Source organism: Mesonia phycicola (genome assembly GCF_900141885.1).
Lineage (GTDB): Bacteria > Bacteroidota > Bacteroidia > Flavobacteriales > Flavobacteriaceae > Mesonia > Mesonia phycicola.
In genome coordinates this window covers 129,247-152,414 of sequence record NZ_FQYY01000002.1, presented here as the reverse complement: position 1 = coordinate 152,414, position 23,168 = coordinate 129,247, and the positions used below count along the sequence as shown (strand labels likewise).

Below are 23,168 nucleotides of genomic sequence, written 5' to 3'. Positions count from 1 at the left end.
TTATTAGAGCTAATAAACGTTTAACTTGCAATAAAAATTATTATGAGATTTCATACAAGAAAATGGATTAAACCAGAAGATTTAAACCCAAACGGAACTTTATTTGGAGGTAGATTGTTAGAGTGGATAGATGAAGAAGCAGCTTTATACTCAATTATTCAGTTAGAGAACCCTAAAACGGTTACTAAATATATGAGTGAAATAGATTTTCAGAGTTCTGCCAAACAAGGTGATATAATAGAAATAGGTATTGAAGTTTTAAAATTTGGTAGAGCTTCACTTACCTTAAAATGTGAAGTAAGAAATAAAATGACAAGAAAACCTATTATTAAGGTAGACAGAATTGTTATGGTAAGTTTAGATGAGAACGGAAAATCTGTACCTCACGGTAAAACCAAAGTAGAGTTTGTTAAAGATAGACTTAGTGAAATGTAATTACATTTCACTAAGAAGCAGGTAAGTATTTTTTATCTGCATAAAATGGTCCAAATGGTAAAACAGAGCAAAATGCAACAATGGCAAATGTTTTTAAAGACCAGTTTAGTTTTTCATACATAAAATAAGCACCAATTAGGTAAAGTACAAATAGTATACCGTGTGCCATCCCTAAAACACTTACAAATTGTGGTAAATCCCAAATATATTTAAGTGGCATTGCTATAAACAGTAACAGTAAAAAAGAAATAGCTTCTAGAGTGCTTATTATTTTAAATGCTTTAATTTGAAAGTCCATACTTTTATTTTTTTGCAAAAATAAGGCTTAAAGAATATAAAACTTCTAAATTTTCATAAAAATTCATAGTTAATTAAGCTTTTAAAATTATTTACATTTATTTAAAAATCTAATTAAAAAATATATACTTGTTTTAATTTCTAATTTTTAAATTAGGGGCTTATATTATACGGTTTTGTAAATACATATTCGTGTAAAATTTATCTTAATTATAGAGATAAGTTAAATAATTTTAAAATACTGAAAATGAAAATATTAGTAACTGGAGGGCTAGGTTTTATAGGTTCTCATACAGTAGTTGCTTTGTTAAACGAAGGTTTAGAAGTAGTGATTATAGATAATTTATCTAACTCAAGTTTATCTGTTTTAGAAGGAATTACTAGAATAACCAATAAATCTCCAGAGTTTTATAAAATAGATTTAAGAGATAAAATTGCAGTAAGTGATTTTTTTGAAGAAAATCAAGATATAGCAGGTATTATCCATTTTGCAGCATCTAAAGCAGTAGGTGAAAGCGTAGAAAAACCATTATTGTATTATGAAAATAATATTAATACGCTAGTTAATGTGCTGCAAGAGTTGAGAAGAAAAGAACTTTCTAATTTCATATTTAGTTCTTCTTGTACCGTTTATGGTCAAGCTGACGAACTACCAATAACAGAAGCTGCTCCCGTAAAATTAGCAGAATCTCCTTACGGAAACACCAAACAAATAGGAGAAGAAATAATTAAAGATTTTGCTAAAACAGCACCTAATTTTAAAGCAATAGCTCTAAGGTATTTTAATCCCATAGGTGCGCACCCAACAGCAGAGATAGGAGAATTACCAATAGGAACACCTCAAAACTTAATTCCATACATTACACAAACTGGTGCAGGTATAAGAAAAGAATTATCTGTTTTTGGCGATGACTATGATACTAATGACGGTACTTGTATAAGAGACTACATACACGTGATGGATTTAGCCGAAGCACACGTAGTGGCTTTAAAAAGATTAATAAATAACCAACATAAAACAAATTATGAGGTATTTAATCTAGGTACTGGCCAAGGCAACTCTGTTTTAGAAGTTATTCACGCATTTGAAAAGGTATCTAATAAAAAATTACCATATAAAATAGTAGATAGAAGAGAAGGAGATGTAGTTGCCGCTTATGCCAATACTACCAAAGCAAATTCAGATCTTGGCTGGAAAGCTAGATTTACCATGGAAGATGCTTTGGCAAGTGCTTGGAAATGGCAACAAAAACAGTAATTACCTTTTACTAGTTACTAAAAAGGCATGTATTACTCCTGGTAGCCAAAAAATTAATGTTAGTATTAAATTAATAATAAAATCTTTACCTAATCCTTTATTCATAAATACTCCTAAAGGTGGTAAAATAATGTTCAAAATAATTGTAAGTATAGACATTGTTGTTGGTTTTTTTATAAAACTACGCAATGTCTTTTCTTTTTAAATACAATTAAAGATAAGTATAACAGCTATTTAACAAAAGTGTTAATGGCAGGGAAAATCTACATTAAAAATAGGGTAGGCATAGGCTTTTCCAAAATCGTAATGCCACCATTCGGTTCTAATAATATGAAAACCAAATTTTTCTAAACCTTCTCTTAGTAATTTTCTGTTTTGTAATACTTCTGCAGGTAAATTTTTAAAATCTTGATGAGCTTTTTCTCCAAAATAATCATAAGTAGTACCCATATCTAATTGATTTCCGTCTGCATCTACCAAAGTTAAATCTACAGCGGCAGCTCTATTATGTACAGATTTATTAGTGTAGGGATTAGCAACATATCTTGGATTAGGATATATTTTCCACATCTTTTTTTGAGCACTCAAAGGCCTGTAACAATCAAAAATTTTTATTTGATAACCTAGGTCACAAAAATAATAGTTTGCTCTAGTTAGCGCTTGAGCCACTTCTGGTAGTAGTAAGCATGTGGCACAATTATATATAGGCTCTTTTAAAAAATTATTAGAAGTAGCGTATCTAATATCGTAAATAAAGTTAACATCATACTTCTCTAAATCTACAAATTGGTTTAGAGAGTCTTTAGATTGGCTAAATGCACAAAAAGACAATAAATATAATAGCGTAAATATATTTTTCACTAGAAAATATTTTTCTGTACAAATTTATAGAAGATACATAAAAAAAGCCCTCTGTAGAAGAAGGCTTTTGTATAAAATATAAATAATATTAGTCTTCGTAATTTTGAAGAGCTTCATTGTATATTCTAATCTCTTCAATATTTACTGGATTATCAGATCTTTTGATAAGATTAATTAAATACATTAAACTCTCATCAGCATTAAATTCTTGATTTTGAAATTCTGCTTCTTCTCCTTCAATAGGTTCATCTTCCGGAATAGGAATATCAAATGTGAAAGTTTCTTCTAAATGCTCACAAGTTAAGCGTATTGCTTTTGCTACTACAGGAAGCTTCTCTTCAACAGCATAGGGACGAAGTTGTTTTAAGTCTTCAACTAATGTATTGGTGATAATACCTGCGTGGTCTAAATCATCCAATATTTTCTTAATTATTTTTTGAGCTTTAGGATTATTCAAAATAGATTGCTTTTAAAGGTTAACGGGATACAAAAATAAATTTTTAAAACTTCCTTTCTTTATATTTTGCTATAATTTTCAAAAAAAAAGCACATTTAATTTCTGCTAGTACTTCTCTGGCTTTGGCTTTTAAAAATATGCGTTTATAAGGGTTTGACAATGAATAGAATAAAATTAAATTAAGATTTAATGCCTAAATATTTCAATAAACCTTTTAAACTGACTAATTTTGCAAGGTTTTATTTTAATAATTTTAAGTTCAGGAGAAACGATTTATGGCTGAAAAAGTGGCAGAAAAGAAACTTTACGATTATCAAGAGGCAGATTTACAAAAGATATTTGGTTATCTAAATGAGTCTCCAGATAATTTTAATTTATTATATCAACTTCCAACAGGAGGAGGAAAAACAGTAATTTTCTCTGAAATTGTAAGAAGATACATAGCACAAACTAATAAAAAAGTTGTGATACTTACACACCGTATAGAATTGTGTAAGCAAACTTCTAAAATGTTGAAAGGTTTTAATGTAAACAATAAAATCATCAACAGTAAAGTAAAAGAACTACCAGACCAAGACGAATATCAATGTTTTGTAGCAATGGTAGAAACTTTAAACAACAGACTAAGTGATGATAAACTTGAAGTGTCTGATGTTGGTTTAGTGATTATTGATGAGGCGCACTACAACTCTTTTACTAAGCTTTTTAAATATTTTGAAAATTCTTTCATTTTAGGAGTAACGGCAACCCCGTTAAGTTCTAATATAAAATTACCAATGAAAGATAATTATAAAGAGCTTATTGTTGGTAACTCTATACCTTCTTTAATAGAAAAAGGGTTTTTAGCAAAAGCAAAAACTTATAGTTATGACGTTGGTTTAACCTCTTTGCAAATTGGTATAAATGGAGATTACACCGTTAAATCTTCTGAAGATTTATATACTAATTTTACTATGCAAGAAAAATTAGTACAAGCATATGAAGAGCGTTGTAAAGGTAAAAAGACCTTAATTTTTAACAATGGTATTAATACCTCTTGGTATGTATATCAAACTTTTAAAGATGCAGGTTACGAGGTAAGACATTTAGATAATACGCATAGTAAAAAAGAGCGTAAAGATATTTTAAAGTGGTTTAAAGAAAAACCAGATGCTATCTTAACTTCTGTAAGTATTTTAACAACAGGTTTTGATGAGCCTACTGTAGAAAATATAATCTTAAACAGAGCAACAAAATCTCTTACATTATATTATCAAATGATTGGTAGGGGATCTCGTAAATTGCCTGGCAAAGATGATTTTAGTGTTATTGATTTAGGTAATAACGCGGCAAGATTTGGTTTGTGGGATGCTCCCGTAGATTGGCAACAAATCTTTAAAAACCCAGACTATTATTTAGAAAATATTACTTCTGATGAAGATATTGAACGCGAGTTTAAATATACAATGCCAGAAGAGGTAAGAGAAATGTTTAAAAACTCAGAAAATATAGAGTTTGACATTAAAGAGGCTTATGAGTCTGCTGTAAATAATGGCGAAAAATCTAAAAAAGTTTTAGAAGAATCTATAGATCAACACGCGCAAATGTGTGTAGAAAATAGTGAAGATGTTTTTGATGCTAGAATCTTAGCAAGAGAATTAAGCGGAGATATTAGAGATCGCGTTAAACGTTACTCTAGATGTATTATTAATAATACTAAAAATTATAGAGATTGGTTGTTTGAAGATTATAACAGAAAACTAAGATCTAGAATTAATGAAATGTTTCAAGATTAAGTTTTTGTAGCAGAAAGAAAAAAGCCAGATGATTAAAATCATCTGGCTTTTTTTATAGAAATATTATAAATTAGTTAAGTGCTTCAAAAATAGCGACTCCGTATATAAAAAATCGTAAAAAACGTAATAAACCAAATAATAAGTAACTACCAAAAGGAAACTTAATAACTCCTGCAGCAATACTAGAGATAGAAAATGGTACAGGTAATAATGCTCCCACTATAATTAAAAAGCCTCCCCATTTACGCATATTTTTAATGTGTTTAGCCATTTTAACTTCTAAATACACAAATACCGAGGGAATACTTGCAATACCTCTTCCCATAAAGTAAGATAAAATACCACCACAGTAAGATAATGTAGCTAATGCAGCTAAATACCATTCTGGATGGGCAGATTTACCAGACCAAGCAATAAATATTTCTGGTGGTATTAAACCTAATATAGATTCTGAAGCAAAGAAAACAGATAATACTCCAATAGGAGGGAAGTTATCGGTTACGTATAATAAAATGTCATTAATATCTATTACAAAAAAGTGAACACATATTAATGCAACTACAAATAACAAAATAGGTATTGCAGCCTTTAATAAACTTTTACCTACAAAACTATAAAACCCGGTATACGAGTAATATTGGTGTAAAAGTTTCCATTTAGGTTTTCTATTTGACGGGCGTTTGTTCTTCATTAGGGTGGTAAAAATAAGTTGTATTTACATACAAGACAATAAATAAATGATAAGAATTAGTTAATGTATTATGCTTTAAAAGTAGGGTTCATATTACTTATCTCTCTAAAATCGTAACCAGTAGGTAATTCGTACAATTCTAAATTAAAATAAGGAGTTGCTGCCAATAAATGATCAAAAATATCTGCTATAATATGCTCATAGTTTTTCCATACTTTATCTTTACTAAAGGCGTAAATTTCTAACGGAATGCCTTGTGCTGTAGGCTCTAGCTGTCTCGTCATAATCATCATGTCTTTATTAATTGCAGAGTGTTGATTTAAGTAAGTATCTACATATTTTCTAAATATTCCGAAATTTGTCATATTTCTTCCGTTAAGTAAAACTTCTTTATCAATATTATTTTCTTTATTAAAATTGTCAATATCGTTTTTTCTATTAATTAAATAATCTTTAATCAATTGTATTTTTTTAAATTTCTCTAATTGTTCGTCATTTATGTAATGAATACTTGTAGCTTGTATTAAGAGCGCTCTTTTTATTCTTCTACCTCCAGAAACACTCATCCCTCTCCAGTTTTTAAATGAATCTGAAATTAAATAGTAAGTTGGGATAGTGGTAATGGTATTGTCAAAATTTTTAATTTTAACAGAGGCTAAATTAATTTCAATCACATCTCCATCTGCTCCATATTTTTCCATAGTAATCCAATCTCCAATTCTTACGGTATCATTTACAGAAACTTGTATACTAGCCACAAAACCTAAGATGGTGTCTTTAAAAATTAATAAAATAATGGCAGAAATAGCCCCTAAAGCGGTTAAAAACTCTACAATAGATTTACCTGTTAAAATAGAGAAGATTACTATAAAACCAACACTCCAAGAAAATATTAAAAATACTTGTAGATAACTTTCAATAGGTTTGTCTTTAAAGCTATTAAGAGATTTTAAATAATCTTTAATGGTATGTAAAATACTTCTTATAAAGGTAATTACTAAAAATACAGTAATGATATTTAGTAAGATATCTACTTCATCTTTTAAATGAGCATAATCTTCTAAAATTAAAGGCATTAACCATTTTATAATAAAGATAGATAGTAAATGGCAAAAATGAAGCAATACTTTGTTGTGAAATAAATAATCATCAAATTCAGAAATTGTTTTTTGAGAGATGTTTCCTAATGCTTTTTTAAAGAGGCTTCTCATTAAACTATTAAACAGGTAGGTAATAGTTAATAAAAGAACTGTGTTAATAATAACATTACCTAACGCAGCCATATTTTCAGACCAACCAAAGCCTATAAATATTTTGTAAAAATACCTGGTAATATATTCTAACTCCATTTTAAAAATTTCTGCAAAAATAAGGTTGATAATTTTTACAACCAAGAACAAAACCATGTATCTTATAATTTATAAACTATTCTTAAACCAACCTAAAAGTTAAAGCGTTTAGATAAATTTGCGCTAGATTTTGTAACTGTCTATAATGAATATTACTCAACTAAAAACTCATATTATTAGATATGTTTCTGGAACAGATTTTTCTAGGGGACTTATCTTAGCTATTTCTATTGTTTCTGTAGTTTCTGCGGGGTATTATTTAAATATGATGCCAATAGGGGTGGGTATGGCAATAGGTTCTTTTTTAGTAGCTCCTGGTGATGTACCTGGTAATTTTAGACATCGTTTATTGGGAATGCTTTCTGCGGTATTTTTAGGAGTTTCAGTAACTATAATTGGTGGTTTATTAAATTTTAATTTTTGGTTAGAGTTACCTATTTTCTTTGTTGTATTTTTTAGCGTTGCATTTATTTCTGTATACGGATTTAGGGCTTCTTTAGTAACTTTTACAGGCTTAATAGCTAGTGTTTTAAGTTTTTCTAGTTTAGGTGGTGATGATATTTTTCTACACGCACTTTATATAGCCTTAGGTGGTTTGTGGTACATCATTTTAAGTTCTATTTACTTGTTATTAAGACCAGAGAAGCATACAGAAGTTTTACTAGGAGAAACAGCATCTTTAACAGGAAAATTTTTATCTATTAGAGCAAAACTTGCAGAAGATGTAGATAGAGAACAATATTTAACAGAGCAATTTAATTTACAAATATCTATTAATGAGCTTCATGAAAATTTAAGAGAAGCATTACTAAGCAGTCGTCAGAAATCTGGAAGATCTAACTCATCTAGAAGACAGATTTTAATATTTATAGAACTAGTAGATATTTTAGAGCTTGGTATTGCACACCCTGTTAATTTTCAGAAAGTAGATGAGCTTAACAAAGAGTTTCCAGAGCTTATAGTAGCATTAAAAAAACTCATTTTAGAAATGGGTAGAAGGTTAAATCATATTTCTGAAGTATTTATAGATGGCAATAGATTAACAATAACTAATAAAACTGCTCAATTAATTAAAGAAGTAGAGCAATTAATAGAAACCTATAAAAAGACAGAAGAGTACCCACAATCTAGACCTACGGTTTTATTGATGCGTAATTTATTAGATTTTGAAAAAAAACAACATCAAAAAATATTATCTATAGAAAGAGTTTTAGGTAATATTAAACAAAGAGATGCGGTAAATGTAAAATTAAAAAGACCAGACCAGTTTTTAACTCCAACAGATTATTCGTTTAAAATATTAGCAGAAAACTTCAGTTTATCTTCAACAATATTTAGACACAGTTTAAGATTGGCTATTTTAATGGTATTAGGGTTAATTTTAGGCCATGTTTTTGATCTTCAAAACTCTTATTGGATTTTATTAACCGTCGTGGTTATAATGAGGCCAAACTACGGGTTAACCAAAGAAAGAACCAAAAAAAGAATTATAGGTACTCTAATAGGTGGAGTAGTAGCAATAGGTATTGTTTTGTTAGTAAATGATCCGTATATCTATATAATTCTAGCGGTGATATCACTAATCACAGCATTTTCTATGCTACAAAAAAATTATGTGGGAGCAGCAGCATTTATAACTTTAAATGTAGTTTTTCTGTATGCATTATTACAACCTAATGCACTTAATGTTATTCAGTATAGGGTATTAGATACTTTAGTGGGTGCAGGTTTAGCATTTTTAGGTAACAAATTTATATTACCAACTTGGGAGCATATAGCAATAGAAAATACCTTAGCTAATGTTATAGAAAAAAATATAAATTACTTAAAAGAAATAGAACAGTTTTACAACAAAAAAGGTAGATTAACTAATGCGTATAAGTTAGCTAGAAAAGAAGCTTTCTTAGCTATGGGAAATCTTAGCGCTGCATTTCAACGTACCTCACAAGAACCTAAATCAAAACAAAAAGAATATAGCCATTTGTATAGGTACACCGTTTTAAATTATACTTTTTTGTCTTCATTAGCAAGTTTAGGTAGTTTTATAAGAAGCCATAAAACTACAGAAGCTTCTGTTTATTTTGAATCTTATATAGCTCATATTTTAGAGAATTTAAATGATACGTTAACACAGTTAAATAAATCTCCAGAAAAAATTAAAGCTAAAGATAAAAGCCTTAGTGACGTAGATAAATATTTAAATAAACAGTACTCTAAATTAGATCATTTACGTAATAAAGAGTTAGAAGAAGGTAAAGAAGAAATTAGTTTGCCGTTAAGAGTGCAAATGCAAGAAGCTCAATTAATATCAGAACAGTTAAAATGGCTTCATCAAGTCTCCTTAAATTTAAAAAACGTAAATAGTAAAGCTACTTATGAAAGATTATTTTAAAAGTCCACCATTTTTTATCACCATAGGTATTTTGGTGTTGGTTAGTGTAATTGTATATTTTTCTAAAGACAAGTACTATGTAGAATATACAGATGCTAGTCAAATTAAGATTGTAAATAAATGGGAGTTACCGCGTATATTAGAAGAAGTTTCAGGTATATCTTATTTAGATAATGAAAGAATTGCTTGCGTTCAAGATGAAGTGGGCGATGTATTTATTTTTAACTTAGTAAGTAAAACCATAGAAAAGAAGATAAATTTTTCTAAAAATGATGATTTTGAAGGTTTAGCAACTGTAGAAAATAAAGCTTACTTATTAAGAAGTGATGGTGAAATTTTTAAAATAGACGATATTACTGTAGAAAATCCTAAAATAGAAAAGCTAAACTCAAGTCTCTCTTATGAATATAATTTTGAAGGTTTGTGCTACGATAAAAAGCATAATCGTTTGTTATTAGCAGCAAAAGAAAGCGGACCAGATAAAGACAAAAATTTTAAACCTGTTTTTGAGTTTTCACTAACTACCAATAAACTAAATAAAACTCCTGTCTTTAAACTGAATTATGACAACCCCATATTTGAAGGATTAGAAAGTGCAGGAAGTGCAAGAGTGTTTAGAACTTCAGAAATTAAAATACACCCTACCACTGGAGATATTTATATGTTAGATGGTGTAATAGGGAAACTTTTAATATTAAATAGCAATTGGGAAGCAAAAGATCTATATGTATTTAATCCATCAGATTTTCCTCAGCCAGAAGGAATAACTTTTTCTCCTAAAGGAAAAATGTTTATTAGTAATGAAGGGGAGTGGAACCCTGCTAATATTTTAGAAGTAGAGCTTCAAGGTCCGCCAAAAGATAAATCTAAAATAGAAGAAGATTCTATTAATAAATTGTAGTAATTAAATAAAGAAAAAAGAAAACGTTAGTCTTCGTTTTCTTTTTTCCCTTTCAAAAAAGAGAAAATTCCTCCTTTTTTCTTTTCTTTTTTAAATGTTTTCTCGTCTTTGTTTCCTTTAAAAAGTTTTTTTAGAAAACCATCTTCTTTTATTGGTTCACATGCTAAATCTTCCATTACCTCGTCATCTGGAGTTTCAAATTTAGCAGTGGTTATATTATTAAATTTATCGTCTGCGTTTATGTTTTTCATGAAATTAGCAAAAATAGGCAATGCAGAGTTGGCTCCTTGACCAATACCAGTACTACTAAAACCAATACGTTGCTCATCATTACCAACCCAAGTAACAGTTACCAATTTTGGAGTAATCCCTACAAACCAACCGTCTTTATTATCTTGTGTAGTACCTGTTTTCCCTGCAATATCATTAGTTAAACCATAGGTTTTTCTAATTCTTGTAGCAGTACCCTCATTAATGGTAGCTTTCATAAACTCTAGCATTACTTGCCTTGTGTAGTCACTATACGCTGGTGGGGTATTATCTTCTAATTCATTTTTATAAATTAAATTTCCATTTTTATCTTCAATTTTAGTGATAAATAATGGAGTGCTTGGCTTGCTTTTATTTACAAAAGAGGTGTAAGCTTTAGCAAGCTCTATAAGCCCTAAATTTTCTGTACCTAAAGCTATAGAAGGAACCTCTTCAATTTCTGACTCTATGCCCATTTTATGTGCTAGCTCTATTACCTTTTCTATTCCTACTTCATTAATAACTTTAACAGCAATAGTATTTACAGAGTTACTAAGTGCTTTTTTTAAAGAATAATTTAAATCAGGATCATTAAGACCTCCAGAATTTTTAGGTGTCCAATTATCCATATCTGTATAAGTCACTTCTTTTACAGGAAAATAAGTACAAGGCTCCATACCATTTTCTATGGCTGCAGTATATACAAATGGTTTAAAGGTAGAGCCTACTTGCCTTTTACTTTGTGCTACATGGTCGTATTTAAAATACCTATAATCTACCCCGCCAATATACGCTCGTACAGATCCGTTACTCGGGTCTAAAGCAACCATACCGCTATTTAAAAACTTTAAATAATGTTGTAAACTATCTAAAGTAGATGCTTTTACCACTTTATTACCATCCCAATTAAAAAGTTCCATTTCTCGTTTTACAAGTAGGCTATCTTCTATCTGTTTTTCAGATAAACCTTCTTTTTTAAGTTGTTGGTAACGCTTTAATTTTTTCTTGTTGCTTTCTAATATTTTTTTGTTGGTAAGCCAAGGTGCTTTATTACCGTAGGCATTTTCATAGGCTTGCTGTAGTTTTTGCATATGTTCACGCATTGCATCTTCTGCATATTTTTGCATAGTAATATCTAGCGTGGTATAAACTTTTAAACCATCTCTATAAATATTATAATTGGTACCATCTGGTTTTAAGTAATCTTTGTCTTCTAGTATTTTATCTAGTTTCTTTGTAATAGCTGCTCTAAAATAAGGAGCTATTCCTTGATTAGGAGCAAAGTATTGGTAGTCTAATGCAATTTTATCTTGCATAGCCTGATTGGCTATTTTTTCTGAAACATAACCATATTTTACCATTTGCTGTAAAACAACATCTCTTCTTAATTGGCTTCTCTCTGGATATAATCTTGGATTATAGCTGTGATTAGCTTTTAAAGAGCCTACCAAGGTTGCAGCCTCTGCTAAAGTTAGGTTTTGAGCGTGTTTATTAAAAAACTTTAGAGATGCACTTTCTATTCCGTAAGTATTATCGCTAAACGGAACGGTATTAAAATACATAGTAAGTATGTCGTTTTTAGAATAAATTTCTTCCATTCTTTTAGCAACAATACTTTCTCTAATTTTATTAACTACTATACCAAGAGAACCGTAATCTTGTCTGCCAAATAAATTTTTAGCAAGTTGAAGGGTAATGGTACTACCGCCACCAGACGATTTATCTGAAAGCAGTATAGTTTTGAAAAAAACACGTAATAAACTTTGGTTGTCTACCCCGTCGTGCTCATAAAATCGAACATCCTCTGTAGCAACAAGAGCATCAATTAAATGTTTAGGTAAGTTGTTGTAACTTATAGACTGCCTGTCATATATATAAATTTTACCTAAAAGTTTTTCATCTTTATCTAGTATCTCTGTAGCTTGGCTTTGTTTAAGTTCACTAAGTTCTTTTTTGGTAGGTATTTCTCCCCAAAAACCTAAATAAATACTAGCATAAAAACCAACAAAAGCAATAATTATAAGTAAGAATAAATATAATAATCGCTTTATCCATTTATTCTTAAAAAATCTCTTCCACATAAATTATTCATTAATTATCAAACCTTTTGTACTTCGACAAAAGAAGAACAAAAATACCATAACTTGCCAATCCTGCCGCAACTAAACCCAAAAGAATACTTCCGTAGCTAGAATTTTGCAAAAAAGAAAACGCATCTTCTGTGCCTTTAATTTCATTTTGCCTAGAATATAATCCTGCTTTTAAAAAGAAAAAAGCGATTATACCCTCTACAACAGCTCTTGCATAGTAACCAAAATAGCCTGCGTTTTTTGCTAGCGTATGGTATTTAAGATTAGCAATAGAGTATTCATCCATAAATTTTTTATGATAAGCTTTTTTTAAATGAAACACAGCCTTAACAGCAAGAGCAATACCAATTGCTATAAATACAATAGCTACCACGGTTGTACCAAACATATCTATGTAATTTTGGGTATTTGAAGAGCCACCAGAGCTAGAAACTACTTTTTTAATAGCAATACCAGCTAATACTAAATAAATTAAACCACTTACCCCAAAACCAGCTCTTTTAATTTTTGCTTTAGTATCGCTACCTTCTTGCTCTGGATCTTTAAAACATTGTATAAACCTCCAGGTAGCGTAAGAAATAAGACCCAATGCTAAAACTATAAGTATTACATTGCCTAGAGGTTGTTTTTCTAAAAAATCTAATACTTTAAATTTACCAGATTTAGAGCCTCCCATATTTAGTGCGGCTAATAATGTTAATGTGCCAGAGATTAGGTAAATACTTCCTTTTGCAAAAAAGCCAAATTTCGCAATTTTTTTAGTAGAGTTTTTCATTTTCAGTTGATTAGTTGTTTTTTGGAAGGGAATTTACAGTTACTATCTAAAAATTATAGTCAAATTCATATAAGTTTAACAAGCATTATTTTCAACGTTAAATTCTTCAAAAAGCCAATAATATCTACTGTTTTTTCTTTATTCTACAATATCTTTATCTTCAAATAAAACTCAACAACCATGAATAATTTAAAGAATAAAACAGCTTTTATAACCGGAGGTAGCAAAGGTATTGGCTTTGGTATTGCGCAAGCTCTAATCAATCAAGGGGTTAATGTAGCAATAACGAGTAGATCTTTAGAGTCTGCAGAAAAAGCGGCAAAACAATTAACCACTACAGATGCTAAAGCACTAGGTTTAGAGGCAGATGTAAGAAATTTAAAAGACCAAGAAGAAGCTATTAAAAAGACGGTTGCAGAATTTGGACAGGTAGATTTTGTAATTGCAAATGCAGGACTTGGTCATTTTGCTAACATTACAGATTTAACACCAACGCAATGGAATGAAACCATTGATACTAATTTAACTGGTGTATTTTACACTGTAAAATCTTCTTTAGAAGAATTAAAAAAATCTGAAGGTTATTTTATCACAATTTCTAGTTTAGCAGGTACCAATTTTTTCCCACAAGGAACCGCATATAACGCAAGTAAATTTGGATTAACTGGTTTTTCTCAAGCTTTAATGCTAGATGTGAGAGAATACGGAATTAGCGTTTCTACCATTATGCCAGGATCTGTTTCTACTCATTTTAATGGAAATGACCCAGAAGAGAAAAAAGAGGCTGAGGCTTGGAAAATACAGATTGAAGATATTGGTGAAATTGTGGTAGACTTATTCAAAATGAATAAAAGAACCTTACCTAGTAAAATAGAGGTAAGACCATCACGACCAGATAAAAAATAAAAATTTAATGCTATGAAAAAGAAAAAATTTGGGAGTTCAGCACTAGAAACAGATCCTTTAATTTTTGGAGGAAATGTTTTTGGATGGACGTTAAATGAAAAAGAATCTTTTAAAATTTTAGATGAACTTTTTGAGAAGGGTTATCATACCATAGATACAGCAGATGTTTACTCTCGTTGGGCAGAAGGAAACAACGGAGGAGAATCTGAAACAATTATTGGTAAATGGATGAAAGATAAAGGAGTGAGAGACCAAATTAGTTTGCATACCAAAGTAGGCTCAGATATGGGGCAAGGTGCAAAAGATATTTCTAAATCTTACATTTTAAAAGCGGTAGAAGACTCTTTAAAAAGACTGAAAACAGATTATATAGATTTGTATTACACGCATTGGGATGATGATAAAACCCCTGTAGAAGAAACTCTAGAAGCATACCAAAAGTTAATAAAAGAGGGGAAAGTTAGACATATTGGAGCATCTAATTTGTCACCTTCTAGATTGCAAGATTCTTTAAACGCTGCAAAAAATAGTGATTTACCAAAATATGAAGTTTTTCAGCAGCAATATAATTTAGTAGAAAGAAATGATTTTGAAGGAGATATTAAAAATATTTGCAATGAAAATGGGGTAGGAGTAGCAACTTATTTTTCTTTAGCTAGCGGTTTTTTAACCGGTAAATACAGAAAAGAAGAAGATTTTGAAGGTAAGCAGCGAAAAGACTTTGTAAAGAAATATTTAAACAGAAAAGGTTTAGAAATTTTAGATGCGTTAGATCAAATATCTGCAAATCATAATGTAAGTAATGCAGGAGTTGCGTTAGCTTGGGTAATTAATAGACCTGGAGTTACTGCACCTATAGCAAGTGCTACAAAATCATCTCATATTAAAGCTTTTGATGAAGCTATATCTTTAGATTTATCAGAAGATGAAATGAATAAACTTAATGAGGTAAGCAAATAATTTATCTTTAAGAGATAAAAAAAGCGTGATTTTATAATCACGCTTTTTTTATTTTATTATCCTAAATACTTTTTTAATATTTTGTTTTTAGACTGGTGTTTTAATCGTCTAATCCCTTTTTCTCTTATTTGTCTAACACGTTCTCTACTCAAGTCAAACGTATCTCCAATTTCTTGTAGCGTCATTGCAGGCTGATTGCCAATACCGTAATTTAAGCGTATTACATCTGCTTCTCTTGTAGAAAGTGTGTCTAAAGCTCTGTTAATTTCAATACTTAAAGAATCACGCATTAAATTATCATCTGGGTTTGGAGACTCTCCAGAACTTAATACATCATATAAGTTAGAGTCATTTTCACCTTCTTTAAATGGTGCATCCATAGAAAGGTGTCTACCAGAATTTTTCATGGCAGTTTTTACTTGCCCCACAGGCATATCTAACTCGTTTGCTACTTCTGGAGCAGATGGAGGTCTCTCTAAAGATTGCTCTAGATGAGAGTATGCTTTGTTAATTTTGTTAATTACACCAATTTTGTTAAGCGGTAACCTAACTACACGAGACTGCTCTGCTAAAGCTTGCAAAATGGATTGTCTAATCCACCAAACAGCATAAGATATAAATTTAAAACCCCTAGTTTCATCAAAACGTTTGGCAGCTTTTACTAAACCTACATTTCCTTCATTAATTAAATCTGGGAGTTTTAATCCTTGATTTTGGTATTGTTTTGCTACAGATACCACAAACCTAAGGTTTGCATTGGTTAATTTTTCTAAAGCACGCTGATCACCTTCTCTAATACGCTGGGCTAACTCAACTTCTTCCTCTGCGGTAATCAAATCTACTTTGCTAATATCTTGCAGATATTTGTCTAAAGACTTGGACTCTCTGTTGGTAACCTGCTTGGTAATTTTAAGCTGTCTCATATGTGTACTTGTTTGTAATTGATATTCTGTATCATTATAACATTTTTAATCCACATTTCCAAATTTTTAGATAGATATAACTAATAATGCTATAAACAAAAAAATCACAGATAGAAAAACTACCTGTGATTTTTAATAAAATATGTACTTGTATTTTTATTTAATCTCTAAAACTTCTACGTCAAAGATTAAGTCTTTACCTGCTAATGGGTGATTAGCATCAATAATGATAGAAGTTTCTTTTACTTCTGCCACTCTTAATTGACGCTCAGAACCGTCAGGATTTTTAGCTACTAATCCCATACCTACTTCTGGAGCAATTTCTTGTGGTAATTGATCTTTAGGTACTTCTTGAAATAAATCTTCTATTACTTCACCGTATGCTTCAGCTTGAGGAATTTCAATGGTTTTTTTATCGTTTACCTTCATATCGATAAGGCCTTTTTCAAGACCAGGAATAATTTGACCGCTTCCAATTGTAAATTCAATAGGTTCTCTCTCTAAAGAACTATCAAAAACTTGACCGTCTTGAAGTTTACCAGTATAATGGATTTTTACAGTGTTATTCTCTTTAACTTGACTCATAAATTTGTTTTATGTTTTAATAAACTGAAAATTAACTAGATAAGTTATTTTCATTTGAATTTGCGAAACTACAAAGTAGAATAGGAAAATCCACAGCTATAGGCTTATTATCTAAGAGTATTAAGAAAAACTTAACATATATAGAGTAAAAGCTTTTTTTTAAGCTCTATCTCTTAAACTTGTTTTAAATTTTTTCCCAATTAGCATTCTGTTAATATTTGTAAGTTGACTAATTAGTTAATTTTCAGAAAAACTAAATCAATTAACTATGAAAACTAACCAAAATTCTAGAGAGGTAGATAATATACAAGTTCATAAAAGCAACGATTTTGCATCTAACTTAGCAGTGATTTTAGCAGTATTAATTACCCTAACAGCTATTTTTTTGCTACCAGGATAAACCTGAGTAATTAGTTAATTATTAATAAGTTAATTTATTCATTTTAAATTCTCTACATATGTCAGCAGATCCAACTAAAAATCAAAACAACGAAGATTATATATTAAAAGACAACAAAAAAACTAAATTTGGTGCTTCTTTTATTATTGTGGTATTAATTGTATTAGCTATTGCAGTAGCTTTTTCTGGAAGTTATATGGGGTGGTGGTAATTTTCACTTAATTTATTATAAACCTCGTCTGCTAATAAACTAATAATTATAGTTTGCTTTTTAGCCATTTTTCTCTTTCAAGGGGTGTAAAGTATGTCCACGCTACAATTCTATTAGTTTTATTACCTACACTAATATCTATAGTTTTTATTTCTGAAGGATTGTTTTTCTTTAAAACTTTGTAAATCTTTTTAAGATTAGATTGTTTTGATACTAAAGTGGTGAACCACAAACAATTTTTGGAAAATGCTTTACTTTCAAAAATCATATTTTGAATAAACTGAAACTCACCACCTTTATATACCAATTCATTCAAATTTCCAGAAAAATTACGTTCTACAGAATCTGTTTTTTTACCAGTTAAGTTTTTAATTTTTCTTTTTGTACCACTAATAGCATCTTCTATAGAGGCATGAAATGGAGGGTTACAAATAGAAACGTCAATTTTATCTTGTTCATTTAAAATATTTCTGAATATAAATCTGGGATTGTTCTGTAATTTAAAATTTACTTTCCCTTTTAGAGAATTGTTTGTTTTTACAATTTTTTGTGCAGATTCTATAGATTTTGCATCCACATCTGTAGCAATAAAATTCCAGTTATATTCTGCAACACCAATAACAGGATAAATGCAACTAGCCCCTGTACCAATATCTAAACATTTTATTTTTTCACTTCTAACTATATTTTCTTCATTATAATTACTCAGTAAATCTGCAATATGGTGTATATATTCTGCTCTTCCGGGTATTGGAGGGCAAAGATTTTTTTCAGGAAAATCCCAAAATTTAATTCCGTAATAATAATTAAGTATTGCGGCATTAAGAGTTTTTACCGCTAATGGATTAGAAAAATCTATAGAATTGGTTCCCCATTTATTAGGTTTTATAAAGCTATTAAGTTTAGGACTAACATCACATAATGCATCTAAGTCATACCTATCTCTATTTTTATTTCTAGGATGTAATTTTGGTTTTTCTTTTACATTTTTAGGTGTAGACATACTCTCTAATTAAATTTTAATGTATCGCTAAATATTATCTCTATTGTAGAATTTTATTTTTTTTCAAATATAGATTCCTTCGATTATAAAACTCTAAGCTATTGATCCTCTCTATTTTTTACTCAATATTTTTCAAAATTACTCATAAGTGTCCACTATCAAGTTATAAATGCACTTTAATTATGCTTATTATAAAGCAACTACATTGACAAAACACTTTGATTTTGATAAAATCAAGATAATAGTATCACAGTATTGTAGAGTTTTATAGTGTTAAAAGTAAAAACACTTATGTTTTTTTTGATAATTATCACCTAATTGTATTCAGTTTTATATTATTGTTTCTAATTATGTTAATTTATCTGTAATAATTCAATTTAGTTCTCGACATAAATTTTCTATGGATCAAATTATACTCTAATGAAACAATTAAAATTTGTGTTTATCTTCCTCTTTCTAGGATTTATTTCTTGTATACAAGAAGACATTGTTGACGATACTATATCTGAAGAAGTTAGAATTACAAGTACAACTAGTATTTTAAATATAGGTGATACTATAAAACTTGAAGCCTTTTATTACAATAATGTAGGAGAAATAGAAAATAAAACAATTACTTGGCAAAGCTCTAACTCTAATGTTATATCTATAGATAGTGCCTCTGCAGATATGACGGGTTTAAATGAAGGTATTGCAACAATTACGGCAAAAACAAATAGTAATAATGGAGTTGAGTTAGTAGATAGCCTAACGATAACTGTAGTTGCAAATGATGAAGTGATAACTCCTGTAGAAACGATTAAAGTAGGAACCTTTGTAGAAACATCTTCTTATGTTGCAGCAGGAGATTTTGAAATTTTAGAAACCTCTTCTGGCATACAAATAAACTTAGCTAGTAATTACCAAGCAGACCAAAGTTTACCAGGTTTTGCTTTGTTTTTAACAAACAACCCAAACTCATTATCTAATGCTTTGCAAATTGATGCTTATGATGATAATGATGGCGTACATTATACAGGAGCTTTTACTTATAATATAGATAATGTAGGAATAAATGACTACCAATATTTAGTGCAATGGTGTAGGCCTTTTTCAATTTTAGTAGGACAAGCAATAATCACAGATAAATAAATTTTATATGAAGCATTTACACTTATTAGCAATTATATCTGTTTTTTTTGTTTTTCAAAATAACTATGCTCAATGGACAAAAGAAAAAGGAAATGGATATTACAAATTATCTGCTTGGTCTTTAGTGGCAGATGAGCATTATACTAGCTCTGGAGAAATAGACCCAAATGCAACTCGTGGTAATTTTACACTAAGTTTTTATGGTGAATATGGTATTACAGATAAGATAGACGTAATTACATATATTCCTTTTTTTACAAGAATCTACCAAAACACTCAAGTTTCTGGTACTAATGGTAATGTTTTGCAAGATGGCGAAGCCGTAAATAGTATTGGAGATATAGATTTAGGGTTTAGATTTGCATTATTAAAAAAGAAAAAAATAGCAATTTCTTCTACAATAAAATTTGGGTTACCAACCGGAAAAGATAAGGCAGGGAGTGATGGTAGTTTTCAAACTGGTGATGGTGAATTTAATCAATTACTAACATTAAATGCAGGAAGCTCATACAAATTATTTGAAAAGCGTTCTTATGCCAAAGCTTATTTGGGGTTTAATAATAGAACTAATAATTTTTCAGATGAATTTCATTATGGTGCAGAAACAGGAATTAAATTATGGGATAAGTTTTGGTTATTAGGGAAATTAAATGCTGTAAAGTCTTTAAAAAACGGCTCACTATCTGCTCAAAATACACAAGGGAGTATATTTGCTAATAATGTAGAATATGTGAGTGTAGCAGTAGAAGCAGCTTATTATATAACCAAGAAATTAGGAGTTTCTTTTACCTACGCAACTGCAATTTCTGGCCGTATTATATATGCGCAACCATCTTATAGCGGAGGTGTGTTTTTAGATATTAAATAATAATAATAGTTAGTTGGCTATTTTACATTTACATAAAAATAGTCAACTAATTTTTCTCTAAAGCACTTAATGCAAGTCTAATTTTAAAATACGGAATCTTCTCATCAAAATATTCAAAATAAGGTTTTAAGCCATCGGGTGATTTTAATTCTTTTTTAGCAGACTCAATTTGATCTATAATTGCTTGTTCTACAAAATCATTAATATTAATATTTTTACCTTCACTGTATAACTTAGCAATGTGAGAATAGATAGTAGTAGAGGTTAAGTTTCTTTTTTCTGCAATTTCTTCAATAGATAAACCTTCTTTATACAAATCAAAAGTTACTTTGTGAGTATTGGCTTTCTTTTTTTTAGTTTGATTAAATTTTTTAATTTCAGCCATAAACAGATCTCCGTATACTTCTAATTTACGTTGACCAACACCACTAATATTCATAAAATCTTCATCTGTAAGTGGTCTTTCTCTTTCAATTTCTTTTAATGTAGCATCATTAAAAACTAAATATGCAGGTATGTCTTCTTCTTTTGCTATGGTATATCTTAGCTTGCGTAAATTTTCAAATAAAGTTTCTTTAGTTTTAATTTTTTTACTTGATGATTTAGCAATTGATTCTCTCTTTTCTTTAAGTGCTGTTGGTTTAGTTAGTAATACTTTTTGATTTTCAAATAATACTTTTTTTGCTACTTCTGTTAATTGCAATGTATTTTGCTTATGAAAAGCAATTTCACAATATCCTTGATTAATAAGTTGCGTTAGGTAATGTTGCCAATCTCTAAATGATATGTTATTACCAATACCAAAGGTTTTAATATGTTGGTAGTTTTTAGAAATTATATTAGCATTTTGCGCACCTCTTAAAACTTCAATCACAGTTCCTGCTGCTTCTTTATTTTTTAATCTGGCAATGCAAGAAAGTAATTTTTGGGCAAGTACAGTACCTTCAAAAAATTCTGGCGGATTTTTACAAACATCACAATTACCACAATTTTTTTCTAAATACTCTCCAAAATAACCAAGTAGAATTTTTCTTCTGCAATCTGTAGCTTCTGCAAATTCTTTCATTCTATCTAACTTGGCATTCTGTATTTCTTCATTGGCGGCACCTTGTGTAAATTTTCTTAATTGTATAACATCTGCATAAGTATGAAAAAGTAAAGCGTAAGAATCTAACCCATCTCTACCAGCTCTACCAATTTCTTGATAATAGCCCTCAATATTTTTAGGCATATTATAGTGTATAACGTAGCGCACGTTAGATTTGTCTATTCCCATACCAAATGCTACTGTAGCGCAAACTACTTGAGTTTTATCAAAAATAAAATCTTCTTGTACTTTTGCACGTTGCTCAAAGGTTAGGCCTGCGTGGTAAGCTGTTGCTTTAATACCTTTATTTTGAAGTTTTTCTGCAATGTTTTCTGTTCCTTTTCTGCTTAAACAATAAATAATACCAGATTCTGAACTTCTTTTTTCTACAAATTTTAAAATTTGGGTTACTCTATCTTCTGCAGGTCTAACTTCAAGGGTGATATTTTTTCTATCAAAAGAGCTTAAAAACTGTTTAGCTTGCGGTATATTTAATTGATCTATAATATCTTGCCTTGTAGCTTTATCTGCTGTTGCGGTTAGAGCAATTATTGGGGTTTGAGGTAAAGAACGTTTTAAAAAACCTAATTGCTGGTAACTGGGTCTAAAATCATGCCCCCAAGAAGAAATACAATGTGCTTCATCTATAGCAATACAACTAATATAAGTTTCTTTTAAAATATCATTTAAACCAGATAAACTTTCTGGTGCTACGTAAAGTAATTTAATTTGTTTATTTACAACCTTATCTAAAATTTCTTGTTGCTGTATGTTGTCTTGGCTACTATTAAAAAAATCTGCTTCTATACCGTTGGCTTTTAAACCATCTACCTGGTCTTTCATTAACGCTATTAGCGGAGAAATTACTAGCGTTAATCCTTCAAATAATAAAGCCGGAAGCTGAAAACATATAGATTTACCACCTCCTGTAGGCATAATTACCAAACAGTCTTTTTTTTGAAGTACGCTTGTAATTATTTCTTCTTGTTGTGCTCTAAATGTATCGTAACCAAAGTATTTTTTAAGAGTAGGGTAGAGCTGTTCTTGGTAAGTGGTTACAGACATAGATAAGTATTTATTTAAGATTGCAAAATTAGACAAAATGAATTAACTCACGAAATTACTTCTGCCAATCTAAATATATGTGAACAATTACCATTTTAGATAAAGGCATAAAAAAAGTGCTAACCATTATTTATAGTTAGCACTTTTTTACCAAAGCGGTTTTTATTACTGTCCGCTATGGTCTTCTTCTAAATCATTATTATTACCGCCTTGGCTGTATATATCATTTTCTTCATCTTTTAAACCGCTAGGTCCGTTATTCTTTTTAGCTTTATCGCTATAAGGTACATCTAAATCATTTCCTGTAAAATCTACGTCTTTTTTACGCTGATTTAATTCTTGATCGTCACCGCCATCATTATGAATGTTTTCTTGATTCAACATTTCTTTTTCTTGTTCTGTTATTTCTGAGTTGTATGCATCTTGCTTTTTCATTTCTCTAAGTTTTTTTATTTCAATTTACAAGAAAACTATAGATGGTAATTTTTAATTAACTTGC

24 protein-coding genes are annotated in these 23,168 nt (G+C 29.7%); 11 read left to right on the top strand and 13 right to left on the bottom strand.

The annotated features are described in order from the left end of the window. Nucleotides 1–42 precede the first annotated feature (42 nt). A complete protein-coding gene (locus BUC03_RS03450; protein ID WP_073148283.1) occupies nucleotides 43–435 on the top strand; it encodes an acyl-CoA thioesterase in 393 nt (130 codons plus the stop codon). Nucleotides 436–445: 10 nt separating this feature from the next. Here the strand turns inward: BUC03_RS03450 and BUC03_RS03445 are convergent, their stop codons facing one another. Then, complete coding sequence (locus BUC03_RS03445; protein ID WP_073148281.1) at nucleotides 446–733, bottom strand: DUF3817 domain-containing protein; 288 nt, start codon at nucleotides 731–733, stop codon at nucleotides 446–448. 246 nt (nucleotides 734–979) lie between these two features. Here BUC03_RS03445 and galE point away from each other — a divergent pair, with 246 nt between their 5' ends. Further along, nucleotides 980–1,990 (top strand): UDP-glucose 4-epimerase GalE, encoded by a 1,011-nt coding sequence (gene galE, locus BUC03_RS03440; RefSeq protein WP_073148279.1) that lies wholly within the window; start codon nucleotides 980–982, stop codon nucleotides 1,988–1,990. Here the strand turns inward: galE and BUC03_RS03435 are convergent, their stop codons facing one another. From BUC03_RS03435 to BUC03_RS03425, 3 genes are all read right to left on the bottom strand, one after another. After that, on the bottom strand, nucleotides 1,991–2,149 hold the full coding sequence (locus BUC03_RS03435) for a YqaE/Pmp3 family membrane protein (RefSeq protein ID WP_073148277.1): 159 nt from the start codon (nucleotides 2,147–2,149) through the stop codon (nucleotides 1,991–1,993). It abuts the gene before it with no gap. 87 nt (nucleotides 2,150–2,236) lie between these two features. Continuing rightward, complete coding sequence (locus BUC03_RS03430) at nucleotides 2,237–2,851, bottom strand: M15 family metallopeptidase (protein WP_073148275.1); 615 nt, start codon at nucleotides 2,849–2,851, stop codon at nucleotides 2,237–2,239. Between the two features lie 88 nt (nucleotides 2,852–2,939). Beyond that, nucleotides 2,940–3,308 carry a hypothetical protein gene (locus BUC03_RS03425; RefSeq protein ID WP_073148273.1) on the bottom strand — a complete coding sequence of 123 codons (369 nt, stop codon included), beginning with the start codon at nucleotides 3,306–3,308 and terminating at the stop codon, nucleotides 2,940–2,942. A 275-nt stretch (nucleotides 3,309–3,583) separates the two neighbouring features. Between BUC03_RS03425 and BUC03_RS03420 the strand changes: the two genes are divergently transcribed. Continuing rightward, nucleotides 3,584–5,083: a DEAD/DEAH box helicase gene (locus BUC03_RS03420; RefSeq protein WP_073148271.1), complete on the top strand. Its 1,500-nt coding sequence runs from the start codon at nucleotides 3,584–3,586 to the stop codon at nucleotides 5,081–5,083. A gap of 70 nt (nucleotides 5,084–5,153) precedes the next feature. On the opposite strand, the gene BUC03_RS03415 is transcribed toward BUC03_RS03420, so the two are convergent. Together BUC03_RS03415 and BUC03_RS03410 are read right to left on the bottom strand one after the other, a co-directional pair. Then, nucleotides 5,154–5,774: a YqaA family protein gene (locus BUC03_RS03415; RefSeq protein WP_073148269.1), complete on the bottom strand. Its 621-nt coding sequence runs from the start codon at nucleotides 5,772–5,774 to the stop codon at nucleotides 5,154–5,156. 68 nt (nucleotides 5,775–5,842) lie between these two features. Further along, entirely contained in the window at nucleotides 5,843–7,123 is a 1,281-nt protein-coding gene (locus BUC03_RS03410) for a mechanosensitive ion channel family protein (RefSeq protein WP_073148756.1), read from the bottom strand. A 145-nt stretch (nucleotides 7,124–7,268) separates the two neighbouring features. On the opposite strand from BUC03_RS03410, the gene BUC03_RS03405 reads away from it, so the two are divergent. Both BUC03_RS03405 and BUC03_RS03400 read left to right on the top strand, forming a co-directional pair. Next, a complete protein-coding gene (locus BUC03_RS03405; protein WP_073148267.1) occupies nucleotides 7,269–9,515 on the top strand; it encodes an FUSC family protein in 2,247 nt (748 codons plus the stop codon). After that, nucleotides 9,499–10,416: an SdiA-regulated domain-containing protein gene (locus tag BUC03_RS03400; RefSeq protein WP_073148265.1), complete on the top strand. Its 918-nt coding sequence runs from the start codon at nucleotides 9,499–9,501 to the stop codon at nucleotides 10,414–10,416. Before BUC03_RS03405 ends, BUC03_RS03400 begins: the two co-directional genes overlap by 17 nt. Nucleotides 10,417–10,442: 26 nt before the next feature. Here BUC03_RS03400 and BUC03_RS03395 read toward each other — a convergent pair whose 3' ends face one another. Continuing rightward, nucleotides 10,443–12,746: a transglycosylase domain-containing protein gene (locus tag BUC03_RS03395; protein ID WP_073148263.1), complete on the bottom strand. Its 2,304-nt coding sequence runs from the start codon at nucleotides 12,744–12,746 to the stop codon at nucleotides 10,443–10,445. 10 nt (nucleotides 12,747–12,756) lie between these two features. Further along, complete coding sequence (locus tag BUC03_RS03390; protein WP_073148261.1) at nucleotides 12,757–13,530, bottom strand: DUF1206 domain-containing protein; 774 nt, start codon at nucleotides 13,528–13,530, stop codon at nucleotides 12,757–12,759. Nucleotides 13,531–13,710: 180 nt separating this feature from the next. On the opposite strand from BUC03_RS03390, the gene BUC03_RS03385 reads away from it, so the two are divergent. Together BUC03_RS03385 and BUC03_RS03380 are read left to right on the top strand one after the other, a co-directional pair. Then, nucleotides 13,711–14,436 (top strand): SDR family oxidoreductase, encoded by a 726-nt coding sequence (locus BUC03_RS03385; RefSeq protein WP_073148259.1) that lies wholly within the window; start codon nucleotides 13,711–13,713, stop codon nucleotides 14,434–14,436. Nucleotides 14,437–14,448: 12 nt separating this feature from the next. Next, the gene (locus BUC03_RS03380) at nucleotides 14,449–15,396 is read left to right on the top strand and encodes an aldo/keto reductase (RefSeq protein WP_073148257.1); all 948 of its coding nucleotides are present in this window, start codon (nucleotides 14,449–14,451) and stop codon (nucleotides 15,394–15,396) included. A 56-nt stretch (nucleotides 15,397–15,452) separates the two neighbouring features. On the opposite strand, the gene BUC03_RS03375 is transcribed toward BUC03_RS03380, so the two are convergent. After that, entirely contained in the window at nucleotides 15,453–16,319 is an 867-nt protein-coding gene (locus BUC03_RS03375) for a sigma-70 family RNA polymerase sigma factor (RefSeq protein ID WP_073148255.1), read from the bottom strand. A 156-nt stretch (nucleotides 16,320–16,475) separates the two neighbouring features. After that, entirely contained in the window at nucleotides 16,476–16,904 is a 429-nt protein-coding gene (locus BUC03_RS03370; protein WP_073148253.1) for an FKBP-type peptidyl-prolyl cis-trans isomerase, read from the bottom strand. A gap of 268 nt (nucleotides 16,905–17,172) precedes the next feature. Between BUC03_RS03370 and BUC03_RS15415 the strand changes: the two genes are divergently transcribed. Next, nucleotides 17,173–17,304, top strand: a complete 132-nt coding sequence (locus BUC03_RS15415) for a hypothetical protein (protein ID WP_262493966.1) — start codon at nucleotides 17,173–17,175, stop codon at nucleotides 17,302–17,304. A gap of 58 nt (nucleotides 17,305–17,362) precedes the next feature. Further along, nucleotides 17,363–17,515: a hypothetical protein gene (locus tag BUC03_RS15275; RefSeq protein WP_200799124.1), complete on the top strand. Its 153-nt coding sequence runs from the start codon at nucleotides 17,363–17,365 to the stop codon at nucleotides 17,513–17,515. A gap of 46 nt (nucleotides 17,516–17,561) precedes the next feature. On the opposite strand, the gene rlmF is transcribed toward BUC03_RS15275, so the two are convergent. Beyond that, nucleotides 17,562–18,518 (bottom strand): 23S rRNA (adenine(1618)-N(6))-methyltransferase RlmF, encoded by a 957-nt coding sequence (gene rlmF / locus BUC03_RS03365; protein ID WP_073148251.1) that lies wholly within the window; start codon nucleotides 18,516–18,518, stop codon nucleotides 17,562–17,564. 420 nt (nucleotides 18,519–18,938) lie between these two features. On the opposite strand from rlmF, the gene BUC03_RS03360 reads away from it, so the two are divergent. Both BUC03_RS03360 and BUC03_RS03355 read left to right on the top strand, forming a co-directional pair. Further along, nucleotides 18,939–19,649, top strand: coding sequence for an Ig-like domain-containing protein (locus BUC03_RS03360; protein ID WP_073148249.1), 711 nt, complete (start codon nucleotides 18,939–18,941; stop codon nucleotides 19,647–19,649). Nucleotides 19,650–19,656: 7 nt separating this feature from the next. Further along, a complete protein-coding gene (locus tag BUC03_RS03355) occupies nucleotides 19,657–20,517 on the top strand; it encodes a hypothetical protein (protein WP_073148247.1) in 861 nt (286 codons plus the stop codon). 46 nt (nucleotides 20,518–20,563) lie between these two features. On the opposite strand, the gene recQ is transcribed toward BUC03_RS03355, so the two are convergent. Together recQ and BUC03_RS03345 are read right to left on the bottom strand one after the other, a co-directional pair. Further along, on the bottom strand, nucleotides 20,564–22,669 hold the full coding sequence (recQ, locus tag BUC03_RS03350; RefSeq protein ID WP_073148245.1) for a DNA helicase RecQ: 2,106 nt from the start codon (nucleotides 22,667–22,669) through the stop codon (nucleotides 20,564–20,566). Between the two features lie 165 nt (nucleotides 22,670–22,834). Next, complete coding sequence (locus BUC03_RS03345) at nucleotides 22,835–23,104, bottom strand: hypothetical protein (RefSeq protein ID WP_073148244.1); 270 nt, start codon at nucleotides 23,102–23,104, stop codon at nucleotides 22,835–22,837. Nucleotides 23,105–23,168 lie beyond the last annotated feature (64 nt).